8 protein-coding genes are annotated in these 13,549 nt (G+C 51.2%); 4 read left to right on the top strand and 4 right to left on the bottom strand.

Annotated features, from left to right (window positions below):
- Nucleotides 1-14 precede the first annotated feature (14 nt).
- A complete protein-coding gene (locus QWF21_RS17305) occupies nt 15-3,269 on the top strand; it encodes a two-component regulator propeller domain-containing protein (RefSeq protein WP_330089309.1) in 3,255 nt (1,084 codons plus the stop codon).
- A gap of 160 nt (nt 3,270-3,429) precedes the next feature.
- Entirely contained in the window at nt 3,430-5,058 is a 1,629-nt protein-coding gene (locus tag QWF21_RS17300; RefSeq protein WP_330089308.1) for a S8 family serine peptidase, read from the top strand.
- Nucleotides 5,059-5,134: 76 nt separating this feature from the next.
- Here the strand turns inward: QWF21_RS17300 and QWF21_RS17295 are convergent, their stop codons facing one another.
- Nucleotides 5,135-5,470 carry a hypothetical protein gene (locus QWF21_RS17295; RefSeq protein ID WP_330089307.1) on the bottom strand — a complete coding sequence of 112 codons (336 nt, stop codon included), beginning with the start codon at nt 5,468-5,470 and terminating at the stop codon, nt 5,135-5,137.
- Between the two features lie 128 nt (nt 5,471-5,598).
- Between QWF21_RS17295 and QWF21_RS17290 the strand changes: the two genes are divergently transcribed.
- Complete coding sequence (locus QWF21_RS17290) at nt 5,599-6,363, top strand: Nif3-like dinuclear metal center hexameric protein (RefSeq protein WP_330089306.1); 765 nt, start codon at nt 5,599-5,601, stop codon at nt 6,361-6,363.
- Here the strand turns inward: QWF21_RS17290 and QWF21_RS17285 are convergent.
- Entirely contained in the window at nt 6,360-7,118 is a 759-nt protein-coding gene (locus tag QWF21_RS17285; protein WP_330089305.1) for a YdcF family protein, read from the bottom strand. The genes QWF21_RS17290 and QWF21_RS17285 overlap by 4 nt on opposite strands.
- A 10-nt stretch (nt 7,119-7,128) precedes the next feature.
- On the opposite strand from QWF21_RS17285, the gene QWF21_RS17280 reads away from it, so the two are divergent.
- A complete protein-coding gene (locus QWF21_RS17280) occupies nt 7,129-7,896 on the top strand; it encodes a methyltransferase domain-containing protein (protein WP_330089304.1) in 768 nt (255 codons plus the stop codon).
- A 2-nt stretch (nt 7,897-7,898) separates the two neighbouring features.
- Here the strand turns inward: QWF21_RS17280 and tamB are convergent, their stop codons facing one another.
- Together tamB and tamA are read right to left on the bottom strand one after the other, a co-directional pair.
- Nucleotides 7,899-11,618, bottom strand: coding sequence for an autotransporter assembly complex protein TamB (gene tamB / locus QWF21_RS17275; RefSeq protein ID WP_330089303.1), 3,720 nt, complete (start codon nt 11,616-11,618; stop codon nt 7,899-7,901).
- Nucleotides 11,615-13,354 carry an autotransporter assembly complex protein TamA gene (gene tamA, locus QWF21_RS17270; RefSeq protein ID WP_330089302.1) on the bottom strand — a complete coding sequence of 580 codons (1,740 nt, stop codon included), beginning with the start codon at nt 13,352-13,354 and terminating at the stop codon, nt 11,615-11,617. The genes tamB and tamA overlap by 4 nt, the downstream gene beginning before the upstream one ends.
- Nucleotides 13,355-13,549 lie beyond the last annotated feature (195 nt).

Genomic DNA, 13,549 nt, shown 5'->3' with positions numbered 1-13,549 from the left:
ATGGATTCCAGCCCTTGTTCAAACCCCTGGTTGCTCTGATCGCTCTGTTGTTCAGCCTGATGCCGCAAGTGGTTGAAGCCAATATTTATCGTATAGGCATAGATGATGGTTTACCCAACACCACTATTTTTGCCATCTTGCAAGACAAGCAAGGGTTTATCTGGCTGGGTACGACCGACTCGGGCTTACTGCGCTACGATGGGTATCAGTTTATTCAGGTACCTGTGCTTGATATGCAGCATGCGGCAGATGAGGACTTTACCGATGTTGGGGTTTTGCTGCTGGATAATCAGCAAAATCTATGGGCCGGTACCTGGGGGCAGGGGGTAAGCCGTCTGGCGGCCGATGGTTCGTCATTAACCCGATTTTTAAGCGATGGTTTTCAGGTGCAATCTATACTGCAGGCTGAGGATGGGGCTATTTGGGTTGGGACCACCAGTGGTTTGTTTCGGATTGATCAAGCTGATCAGATTGAGCAAGTGGGTGCCAGCGACAGTGCTGTACCGCTATTGCATCAGCGGGTCTGGAGTATGGCGGCCGGTCAGAATGGCGAGATTTGGATTGGGACCAGCCAAGGGGTGCACCGTTGGAGCCCCACTGATGGCCTGGATGCTGGCCGGCTGCTTTTTCCTGAAGCTACCAGCGCTGGCAGACAAAATGAAACCAGAGCACTTTATTACAACAAAAGTCAACTATGGGTTGGCTCCCGCACAGGTTTACTGGTGTTCGACACGGATAGCTGGCAGCGGGAAGTCTTTGCTGTGCCAGGTGAGGGGGAGTATGATTTCCCGCCAATCCTCAATACGATGTATGCCATATCCGATGACACTCTGCTACTGGGCAGTTACGAAGGGTTGTTTCAATTCGATCTAACCAGTAAAAGCTACCAACTGTTTCGGGAGCAAAGTGCTTTGCTGCCGAGCTTAAATATTCACTCGGTGTTGCTTGATCAAAGTGGTGTGCTGTGGATGGGAACCCGGGATGGCGGCCTGTACCATACCCGTTTCGCCCGTAGTGCTTTCAGTGATATTGCGCTTAACAGCCTGCGTGAGTGGCAGCGGCGTTATGAGCTTTCGGTCAGCAGTATTGATGCGAGCCATCCTGATGCTCTCTGGTTTGGCACTTCGGAGCGGTTGTACCGGCTCGAGCATGCCTCCGGTGCGATACGCAGCTTCGAAACTTCGGCCCGGGTGAACCGCATTCTTACATCCCATGACGGGATAACCTACATAGCGACGGATGCCGGCTTGTTTCGCTATCAACCAGAGCAAGATGTGCTTGAGCCCTACCTGACACCTTTTGCCAGTTTTGCCGCCAAACCCATTATTCGAGACATGCTGTTATTACCTGATGGCAGTTTCTGGTTTGGTCTTTGGGGGCAAGGGGTGTTGTATTATCAGAGCTCGAGCGGTAAGAGCCGGCATTTTATGCAAGATTTCCAACAGCAGCGGGCCAATGAAGTCGTACAGGTACTGCAAGCTATGCCGGATGGAAGGGTTTGGGCAGGCACCCGCTACGGCGGCCTGTATTTGCTGGATGCAACTGAAGGCGTGATGCAGCATGTATCAGTCAGCAACAATAGCTGGTTACCCTCGAATACCATTCAGTGTTTGGGGCAAGATAACCAGCATCGACTCATTATTTGTACCAACAGAGGCACACTGTTGTGGCATCAACCCTCAGATACACACAAGGTGCTGTATGCCAGTGATGGTCTGGCCAGCGATCACATGCATGGAACCTTGCATCTTGATGATCGTACCTGGTTGCTCAGTGCTCAAGGTTTAAGCCTGATCACCCCAGAGCTTGAACAAATCGTTACGTTTACCCGAAAAGATGGCCTCACCGCTACTGAAATCAATGCCGGTGCTATTTCTGCTGCACCCGATGGCACCTTGTATCTGGGAACCTTGACGGGGATCAGCAAAGTAGAGCCAGGGCAGATTTGGGTCAACCAGCATATACCAACGCCCATCGTAACAGCATACCGGCTCAACCATGGCGAGGTGGTGCCTTTGCATTTTGCCGAAGAACAGCCGGCTATTCAGCTTTATCCCGGGCAAAACAGTTTGGAATTGCAGTTTTCGGCCATGGACTTTCATGATGTTGGGCGGAATCGTTACCGCTACCGCCTGCAAGGCTTTGATGAACAGTGGGTCTATGCTGCTGAGCGGTCCAGCGCATTTTATGCCAATCTGGCACCCGGCCGGTATCAGTTTCAACTGATGGCGATCAATAGCCATGGCCTGATGTCGCCGGTAGTGGATGCGATGCTGATTGAAGTCTTGCCGCGCTGGTGGCAAAAAACCTGGTATCAGTTGTTACTGATTGCTTTGGTATTGTTGCTTGGCTTCGGATTGCACTGGTACCGGTTGCAACATATTCGTGAGATGAACCGTTTGCTGCGGCAATCTGTTGATGAAAAAGCGCAAGCCCAACAGTTGCTCGAAAGCAAAGTGACGGAACGTACGAAAGCACTGGAGCAAAGTTCAACAGCCTTATCACTGCGCAGCCGGCAACTGGAGAAAAGCATGCAGCAGTTATCACGGTCCAATGCAAGATTGGCAGAGCTAAACCAGTTGAAAGACGAGTTTATTTCTACGGTAAGCCATGAGTTACGTACCCCATTAACGTCGATTCGTGGGGCTTTGGCATTGATTGATAGTCAGGTCATTTCACCGGAGCAAGACGGCTATCAGGAGCTGGTGAAAACAGCGCTGCAAAACAGTGAGCGGCTGTCCGCACTGATCAATGATTTGTTGGATGTTCAAAAATTTGAAGCTGGAAAACTGAGCCTGAACAAACAAAAGCTTTCTCTTTCATTATTGATTGAGCAGGCGATTCAAGGCATTGCTGAGTATGGCAGCCGTTATCAGGTTGCTATCCGGTTAGAGCCATACGAGGGTGATTATGAAATTCATGCCGATGAGTTAAGGTTACGGCAAGTCATGGATAATCTGTTGTCAAATGCGATTAAATTTTCCCCTGCCGAGAGTTGTGTGCAGGTGCGCGTAGAACGAAAGGAGCATCTTGTCAGAGTATGGGTAATCGATCAGGGCAAAGGTATTGCTGAGTCCTTCCAAAAAAGGGTGTTCGAAAAATTCTCTCAGGCCGATGCGTCGGACAGTAAGCTGGTGCAAGGTACCGGCTTGGGTTTAGTGATTTGCAAAAACATCATCGAAGGCCATGGAGGCCGTATTGGCTTTTTCTCTAAGCTTGATAGTGGCAGTCAATTTTGGTTTGAACTGCCCGCCACCCAACGGGAATGACATCTGGTAACAAAATCAAACAGGAATAGGGACAATATAGCTTTTTTATCATAAATTTGTAGTTGGATTGGTGTTTTTTTTGACCTTGCTTCAAGGTATGTTCTGCAGCGAGGGACACACAGTGACAAGGAGGTGAACCATAATCAATCCAGGAACTACAATGAAAACGACAAAAACAACCAAGTTAGCATTGGCAATCGCTAGCACTTTTACTCTTTCGACCCTTCCTTTTGCTGTATCCGCAGACAACCTGTTTGGTTTACCAAGCTATGATGGCGAAATATCCTTGCCAGGTGGTGTACCGACTTTGCGGCCTGATACTGAAAAAGCTCAGCGCTACATTATCAAGTTTAAAGCGTTAGAGTTGATGCACCATGCTGGTATTCAGCCCGCAGCTGATTTTGAGCGTTTACCTGCAGCTGATGCTTTCTCTGTCCAGGCAGCCGAGTCGCTGCTTTCTCAGGTTCAGGCTGAGGCCATTATGCATTTGGATTTTGTGCAGGCCAGTGTTGCCACCTTAAGCCCTCAGCAACTGCGTGAGTTATCAAAACACCCAGCGGTAGAGTATATCGAGTTGGATCCGAAGCGTTACCTTGCTGATGTGGTCCAACCGATGGCGCAAACGACACCCTATGGTATCAACATGGTGCAGGCCAATCAGGTCAGCGATGCCAATGCTACCAATATGAATGTGTGTGTGATCGACACAGGCTATCAGCTTGGACACCCGGACTTACCCTCTGCAGGGGTTACAGGTTCAACCTTTTCTGGTCATGGAGCCTGGTCAACCGATGGCAATGGTCACGGTACTCATGTTGCAGGCACCATTGTCGCTCTGAATAACAACATTGGTGTGGTTGGGGTGCTGCCATCTGGTCTGGTAGGATTACACAATGTAAAAATATTTAATAACTCCGGCAACTGGACCAATGCATCCAATCTGATTCAGGCCATTCAATCGTGTCAGAATGCCGGCTCCAAAGTGGTGAATATGAGCTTGGGTGGCGGCAGCTCCAGTACCACGGAGCGCAATGCGATGAACAGCTTTAACAATAGCGGTATGTTGCTGGTTGCAGCTGCTGGCAATGCCGGCAATACCAGTTTCTCGTATCCGGCCTCTTATGATGCGGTAGTTTCAGTTGCGGCTGTCGACTCGAGCAAAAACCTGGCCAGCTTCTCGCAGCGTAATTCTCAGGTTGAAATTTCCGGGCCTGGTGTGAATGTCAACTCTACCTGGAACAATGGTGGTTATCGCAGCATCAGTGGTACTTCGATGGCTTCACCGCATGTGGCCGGTGTCGCTGCCTTGGTGTGGAGTAATCATCCACAATGCACCAATACGCAAATCCGTAATGTATTAAACCAGACCGCAGAGCGGCGGGGTAGCACAGGCCGTAATAACTCCTATGGTTGGGGTATTGTCCGGGCCAAAGTGGCGCACGACTGGATCACCAACAATGGGTGTGATGGTAGTGGCAATGGCGGTAATCCTGGGGGTGGTCAAACCTTCCACAACTTGTCTGGTTCTGCCGGTCAGTGGCTGCGTGGCAGTTACAACATTCCTGCCGGTGTTAGCCAGCTTACGTTCAGCATTACCGGTGGCACTGGTGATGCCGACTTATACATTCGCTATGGCAATGCACCCACTGAACAAGTATGGGATTGCCGGCCGTACAGAAACGGCAATGAAGAAGTTTGTACCTTCAATAATCCACAGGCAGGTACCTGGCATGTTGGCATTCGGGGCTATACGGCTTTTTCAGGTTTGACGTTTAGTTACCAGTATTAATATCTGAGCAAATAAAAAAGCTTGCCGGTTATGCCGGCAAGCTTTTTTTATATGAAGCGGCCTGTGAGACTTCGGCTTAGCGAGCTCCGCGTGGCATACGTTGATCCATGCCTATTTTATCCGCCCAAATCTTGGCGGCAGCTTGCTGCGCTAAAGGTCGGGCACTGGTTGTCTGGCTAGCTGCTGCTTTTTTCTTCGCTGCAGTTTTAGCCGCCGGCTTAGCTACCGCTTTAGCTGGTTTGGCTGTGCCATAACTCTGTGCCAGCTCTGCCAGCTCTGCCAGGCGAATATTTTTACCGCCATCGACACTGAACCAGCCTGGCTTTTGCTCCAACTGTGGCGCTTTACCAAAAGCAGCCTGATAAGCAGCAGTGAACTCAGCGATGACTTGGTCTTTATCCAGTTTACTCATTGACTCTTCCTGTTGTTTATAGAATAGGGTGCTGATTAGTTATACAACATTCACTGCTTTCTGACAAATTTGCTCCTTTGTCGGCTCGGTCGGGGCTGTTAGAATAGGTTGGATTAAAGGAGGACGTTATGGTGACCATTCATCGTCAGCAGCTGCTGTCATTACTAAGCAGCAAGTTGGCCCCGCAGCTGGTACAAGATTACTGCCCAAATGGGTTGCAAGTAGAAGGGAAAGCCGAGATTGGTAAAATTGTAACCGGTGTAACGGCTTCTCAAGCCTTGATTGATGCTGCGATAGCCGCTGGCGCAGATGCTATTCTGGTACATCATGGCTATTTCTGGAAAGGGGAAGCTGCCTGCATTACCGGGATGAAAAAAAGACGCCTGCAATCTTTGTTACAGCATGATATTAATCTCTTTGCTTATCATTTGCCGCTGGATGTGCACCCGGAGCTTGGCAACAACGCACAACTGGCAGCGTTGCTTGGCATAGAGAAAGCGCAGGCTCTGCACAGTGTTCAGCCTGAAGGCATCGTTATGCAGGGGCGTTACCCGACAGCAAGGCCCTTGAGTGAGATTGTTGCAGCGTTGCAAGATGCGTTGGGACGAACTGTACTGAGTCATAGTGCCGGCCCGCACCTGGTTCAGCAAGTTGCATGGTGCAGTGGCGGGGGGCAGGGCTACATTGATGCAGCGGCTGCTGACGGAGCTGAGCTTTTTATCAGTGGTGAAGTCTCGGAGCAAACCATTCATAGTTCACGCGAGCAAGGTATTCACTTTATTGCTGCGGGCCATCATGCAACCGAGCGCTATGGTGTGAAAGCGTTGGGGCAGTGGCTGGCTAATGAAACCAAGGTGGCCGTCGAGTTTATTGATATACCGAATCCGGCTTAAGGATCTTCCGGATCCCACCACAGCTTAAAGCTTTGTTGCCAAAGGCCCAGGTATTCATACTGAGCTAATGTCAGGGTGCGGATACCATGAGGGGACGGCAGATAACCAGTGATGCCGTGTTCTCCTGCTGCGCGTCGCACTTGGTAATGGGTTGGTGCGGCTGTCACTTCAGCACCATAGTAGTCAAACCAACGCATTGAACGGGGCATATGCATGGCGGATGTAACCAGCACATTCTGTTGATCGACGATGTAAGGTGCAATGGCGGCTGCTTCTTGCTGGGTATTGGTTGGCTCTGTTAAGCGCAGAATTTTTCGGGCATCCACACCCAAAGCAACTGCTAACTCTGCCGAAATCTGCGTATGGCTTTTGCGATGGGCAGGCAACTGACCACTGAGTATTAAACGTGCCTGTGGCTGTTGATGCCAGAGGACCAATGCCTCTGTTAATCGGCCCAGTGAGCAATCGGCAAGCTGGCTGCTCAGTGGCAATGCACTGAAATCACTGTGGTAGCATCCAAGTACAATGATATTATCGATGGCCGACGTTGATTGATAGGCAGGATAGCGCATTTCCAGTTGAGCGGCCAGACGCTCAGTGATGGCACTGCTGCTGCCAAGCCAAAGACTAAGAATGGCTGGTAAAAGAAGCCAGAGACCGGCTTTTTTCTTGCGTATACAAAGGATGGCAGCGCACACCAACCAAAGCATCAGTAAAGGTAAGGGCATTAACAAGGTTTTCAGCAAAGGATCCATCAGGCCGTCCATGAAAAAAAATAGCGATCGTAATTTTGACAGCATTGCGGATAAATTCCAACGCAACATTTATCAGACCAGTAAAGGGCAGTTGCGTCAGCAGGTGTTGTTGCGGGATTTGTTGGAGCTGCCTGAGATGCAGCAACCACAGCAACTGCTGGATGTTGGTGCCGGGCAAGGCCAGTTGGCATTGACACTGGCCAGCCATGGTCATCAGTTGTTGCTAACCGATATTTCCGGTGAGATGCTGGCTGTGGCCGAAAAAAATGCGCAAGAGCTGGGGGTGGCTGCCCAGATCCAATGCCAACAAAGCAGCTTGCAGCAGTTGTCTGAGCACAGTCAAACCTATGCGGTTGTGTTGTGCCATGCCATGCTGGAGTGGTTGGCAGAGCCCCAGCAGGCTATCAGCTGTTTAAAGCAGTTGGTTGCTCCGGGCGGTATTTTGTCGTTAATGTTTTACAATCTGGATGCCAAACGTTTTGGCAACCTGATTTATGGCAACTTTGATTATGTGGTGGCAGGGCTTAAACAGCGGAAAACAGTGTCGCTTAGCCCACAGCACCCGCTGGTGCCGGCGGATGTGCTGGCCTGGTGCGAAGCTGCAGGGTTTCAGTTACTCAGCAAAACCGGGGTCCGCTGTTTTCATGACTATTTGCGCCAGCCTGCCATGCAGCAAAGCCACTATCAGCAGCTGCTGGAGCTTGAGCTTGCGTACAACCGGCAGGAGCCTTATGCCTCACTGGGCAAGTACATACACCTGTTGCTGCGGGCAGTCTAAGTTTAGTTAAACTCAAAGCGATACAGCAAATCGACCGACTGCTCCAGTCCGGTAACACTTTCCAGGTACAGATTGCGCATCAGTCGGTAACGCAGGGTAAATTCACCGAAAGGTTCAAAAATGCCCACGCCATATTTAACCTGCAGATTGCGGGTGAGATAACCACTAACCGTGACTTGCGATTGATCACCGCTGCCTGCGGTATCCAATGCCAGATCCTGCACGCCGAATGCTTCACCTATACTGCCAACTAATTTAGAGCTGGAGGCAAGGCCAAGCCCTATCAGGCTGGTGGTGACCGGGTTGGCACCACTGCCGGATTCGCTATCCAGGTTTCGGCCAAGCAGCAGATACGAGGTGGCATTGGCCTGCGCCATCGCTGGCTCGGAAAAGATCTGCAAGTTTGGTTCATCTGCCGGTCCATTTACTCGGATGCCGGCAATGACATCGTCTTCAATGTTGTCTGGGTTACGAATGGCTTCCAGGTTTAGAAAGGGCTGGTCGGCTGGCCCATTAAACAAGATCTGGCCACGCCGGATCTGCAGATCCTGCCCATACGAGCGAAAAGTACCATCAACCAGATTGAGCTCACCATAGAGCCGCGGCTGATTGCTTTCCTGTCGTACCTGCAGATTGCCCCGAATATGGCTACGTAAACCGAAAGCGGCGAAGCGTACTTCATCTCCAAAGCGGATACGGATATCACTGTGAATTGGAAAGGGGCGGCTATCACTGCTGTCTGTCAGGGGCTCAAAGTGTTCATTGACCATGACTTCATCGCGGGATACGCTGACAGCAGCATCAGGCAAGCTGTCAATCACCAGACGCGCCCATGGGATATCAATAGCACCAGTCAGTAAAGCACGCTCCGGGGTGGCGGTTAATTGCAAATCTGGCTGCAGTCGCATACGGCCAAGAGGCATCTGCACCGACAAGGGATCGCCTTGCACCTTTAATGTCGCTTGCCAGGCTGCAAGATCGGCCCACTGGCTATCGCCTTGCATTCGAAGCTGTCCCTGAGGCGTCTGGATAAAGCCTTGCAGCACAGCACTGTCGTTTTTAAACTGAATAGCGACCTCACCGCGCTCTACGTCAATAGGTGAAAGCTGGCCCCGTACAGACAAGTCTCCAATGGTCAGATGGCCGGTAACTTCAGGTTGCAGCAAAGGCCCTTGTATTTGGATATGGCTGTTGAGCATAGCGGTTAATTGGCTGTACTCATCCAGTAAGGGTTGTAAAAACTCAAAGCTGAATTGATCTATATGCAATTCCGCCATTAGTTGGCGATCATTGCCAGATAGTTCTGTTAATTGCAATTGGCCGTGCATGGCACCTTGCTCTGTCACTGCTAGCTGCCAGTCCAACTCGAGTAAATCTTGCTGCAGGCGAGCTTGCAACTGAAGGTTGCTCCAGGGTAATTGAATGGGATGATCCAAGTGATAACCGGCGATACCCTGCGCACTGGAGACTTGTACTTCCGCTTGCAGGGGGCTGTCGGCACGCCAGTTAATATGGCTTTCTGCCTGAAGCTGGCCACTTAGTTCTGCATAAAGTGGCAGCCAGGGCTCCAGCCAACTGAGCTCAAATGCATGGAGTGCTAAACTGATATCAGCCCGCTCTGCCGACAGCTCACTGTCTTCTTGCAAGCAAAGGCTGGCATCTTGCCGAAGCCAGCAGTGGGCACCAATCAACAGTTGTTGCTCCATCGGTTGCAGTTGCAATGCCATGGCATGCTGTAACTGCCATGAACCAAGCTCAGTATCCAGACGGGCAGATTGCCAAAATCCTGACCAGCTTAGCTGCTCACGATCAAAGCGTCCGCTTAAGTGCATCTGGGCGCTCAGGGGCTTGCCAGCCAGTGTCAGCTGCAAGTGGTGATCGAGTTCATTACCCTCAAGTTGCAAGCTGGCACTATCCAGTGAGAACTGATCAAAGGATGCTTGTGCCAGCTCAAGCTGCAAGCTGGACTGGATGGGTTCACCGGCATCGATACTGCCACTAAGCTGAGCTAACCCCAGCTGAAACTCATTTTGCCAGCGGATATCGGTTGCTGTCAGCTCAAGCTCTGCTACCGGAGCCATGCGTGGGCCGGATAACAGGATGTGACTGTGAATTTGTCCCTCGGCATCAGGTAAGGAGTCAGCTAAATCATCGATCATCAACTGGGCAGTCATTTGCCATTGCTCAGTTAAGCGGCCCTGAAGTTCCAGCCGGTTTTGACCATGATGAATACGAAGTGGCAAAGCGCTTAGTTCGATAGCACCAGAGCCATCAAGATCTTGCAGTTGCAACTGACCATCCAGTCGCAGGGGGAATTGCCGCAACCAACCCGACAGCTGCATATCCGGGATGCGCAATTGCCAGCCTTGCTCTGCTGTGAGCTGACCTTCAATACGGCTGCTGCCAAACAACAGCCCCTGGTAGTCTGGCCAATGCTGTCCCGGGTCCAACTGTTCAAATTGCCACTGACTTTGCCAATTGAGTAAGGATGCAAAATTTAGCTCACCACTGCCATGGATTTTGCCACCGAGGGTGCCAAGCGTTAAGCGTTCAATGCGCAGTTGCTCTTTGTCGAGCTCGGCAGTCAGTGCCAGGCTGGCATCCGGTATGTCCTGGCCGGTCAGCATGGTTGTGAGCTGAGTTGTTAGTTGTTGCAGGTTACCATCTGCATCCAATCGGCTGTTACTGAGTTGATACTGCGCAGCTGCATTCAGCGGCCATTGCAAATGTTCGCTGCGCAGCTGCAAAGATAATGGCATATGTTCTTGCATAAGGTTGAGTTCAGCACTGGCAACGGCGGTCAGGGCCCCATCGACAGCAGCTTGTATCTGCAAAGAGCTTAGGTCCCCGGTTATGGCAAGGGTTGCTTGTGTCGCACTTTGCACTATATCGTGGTGATACAGACGTAGGCTGGCATCCAGCGGATACTGATGTTGTGGTTGTACGGTCAGTTGAGCATTGAGTTCCAATGCGTCATGCTGCAGAGTAAGATCAATCAGTTGCAGCTGGCGCCTGTCAACCAGTAAGCCAAACTGAAGGTGTTGCAACAGCAGCTCCTGGTTCAAGGACAGTTGATGCAGCTGAAACTCAACCATATCCAGTTGCAGAGGAAACTGGACAGTCGGAAGCTGTAAGCCAGCCCAGTGAAACGCCTGGTCTGCTTCAGGATCTTCCTGCGTCTCACTGACAATAGCCAGGCCATGCAGTTGTGTGGGCTGGATAACCAGGCGGTTGCCCCAAAAGTCAAAACCGCTTTGAAAATGCTCCAGCCGCAGATGAAGCTCTGGCATGTGCAGCTCGACAGCATGGAGCTGTAAGTCCCGAATGCCTACCGGTAATGGGTTCCAAATAGCCGGAAAGTTTAAATCCAGCGTTTCGTTGCCTGGCTCGGCTTCACTGGTGGCCAGCTCAATACGAACACCGTCTAACTGTAACTGGTTGACACAGAGGCTAAGGCTGAACAGGCACGGGATATGATTGTCCAGGCTTAGCTGCTCAATCTCGATAGAAAACTGCTCTTGTTCAAACTGCAGTTGATGCAGGGTGAAGCCATTCAACAGGTTACCCTGCACACTTGCAATACGCAGTTCAGGCACAAGATATTCAATCAGCCAAATATTAAAACGTAGTCCCGGCTGGCTAAAAGCCAATACAGCAGTTAACAGTACAAACAGCAAGATGCTGTACCAGAAGCCTTTATTTAAGCGGAGTAACCATTTCATAGCTCAGGGCCCAAAGAAAAGTGCAGTTGGAACTGCCGTGATTTATCTGAATCATGATCCAGGCCCCAGGCAAAATCCAGCCGCACCGGGCCGACAGGGGAGGCCCAGCGCACCCCAAAACCAATACCTCGTTTCCAGTCAGGATCTCGGCTCCAGGAGCTGCCATAGTCTGCAAAGGTCGCCAGCCACCAGTTCCCGCTTACCCGGTACTGGTATTCGGCGCTGCCGGTGACCATATAACGGCCACCCAGCAAGCGGTCTTCATCATCCAGCGGCGCTACGCGCTCATAGCCATAGCCACGGATACTGCCGTCGCCACCCGCAAAAAAGCGCAGGCTGGGGGGCAGGGCCGTGGCCTCTTCCAGCAAGATGGCACCGGCATCCAGCCGGGTTACTATGCGGTGATCTGTGCCAAAGCTGTTGATGTAATTGGCTCTGCTGCGTAAACGAATAAAGCGGCTGTCCGAGCCCCAGGCTCTGTCGGACGTTTCTACTGAAAACAACAGCCTGTCACCTCGGGTTGGCATCATGCCGCCTTGGCTGCGGCTGCGGGTAAAGCTGATACCAGGCATCCAGAGATTACTGCGGTCTTCTTGCTCTGCCTGGGTAAACTCAGAATAGAGCCAGCGAATGGACAGGGTGCGGTACCATTGATTGCTTAGCAGCCAGTGTCGCTCAGCGGCCAGCGTATAATCCTGTCCCTTGCCATCTCTGTTGTCAAAATTCTTAATACCGGTTTGAAACTGATAAAAGTCCTGCGCCACGTTGCGCAGTGGGAGGCGGTAAGACGACTCCAGGCTCTGTTCAACCCTTGATACCGCCAGTCGATTATTCAGGCTATGACCCCGGTCATTGAGCCAGGGCCTGTCCCAGTTGGCTTTTAAGCGCGCTCCCTGTACGTCCGCGTAACCCACCCCCAGCTCTACATTGTTACGGGTTCTGGGCTCCAATTGCACATGCAAAGGCACAATGCCTTCCCCGCGCTCAAGCGATTCGCTATCAGGCTCAATCAAAATGGAGCCAAACCAGTTGGTATTGGCAATGGCCTGGTTAAATTCGCCAAGCTGGCTGGCAAGGTAGGGATCGCCGCTTTGGAACGGGATAAGCGAATAGAGGCGTTGCTCCTGTATCTGCGAACCACTAAAGCGAACATCACCAAAGCGGTAGCGTGGGCCACTGTCAAAGTGTAGTTGCAATTGGGCTTGCTTGAGTGCTTCAGATACAGCCAGTTGAGTTCGGGTAAAATCGGCGTCAAAATAGCCTTTACGCAGACTTAGGTTGGCCAGGTTTGTTTTCAGTTGCTCGTATTGGCCATGATGAACGGCATCACCGCTATTAGGTGCTAACCGTTGTTTAAGACGGATAAAGTCCGGGTCATCCGCGGCTTCCCCTATGATTTGCACGTCCACCTTTTGGTAACTGGTAACCGGGCCTTGTGCAATGGTCATCACCAAAATACTGCCGCGCGCCTGCCGCTGCACGGTAAAATCAATGCTGGGGTGATAGTAACCAAGCGCCCTTAATGCGGTTCTTGCCTCTTGCTCCAGCCGGGCTTGAAAGCGCAGCGACGTTGAAACATCGCCATTGGCATAGTTTGCCAGGTAGAGCTCCACATTGTCTTTGACCGCTCCGGATATTCCCTGAATTTGCAGGCGGGTTTGGTCTGCGAAGGCTGAGACCGGCAGCAGCATGAGCAGTAAGATGGCAAGGGCGACTTGTCGAATCAAAGGGATCACAAAAAAGTAGTTCCTACACAAAAAAGAAAACCCAAAGCTGCACTTGCTTTGTGTGTGTCATGGCTATTATGGCCTATGCGACTGCTCACTGTATAGTGACGTGGTTGAATGGGGTATGAATAAAGCCGATGAGGATTATCATGGCTCCTGCTCAGACGGCCAGATAGCTATTGATTTTTAGAGATGATCTGGGTA

Source organism: Alkalimonas mucilaginosa (genome assembly GCF_036327005.1).
GTDB lineage: Bacteria > Pseudomonadota > Gammaproteobacteria > Enterobacterales > Alteromonadaceae > Alkalimonas > Alkalimonas mucilaginosa.
This window is presented reverse-complemented; position numbering and strand designations above follow the sequence as displayed.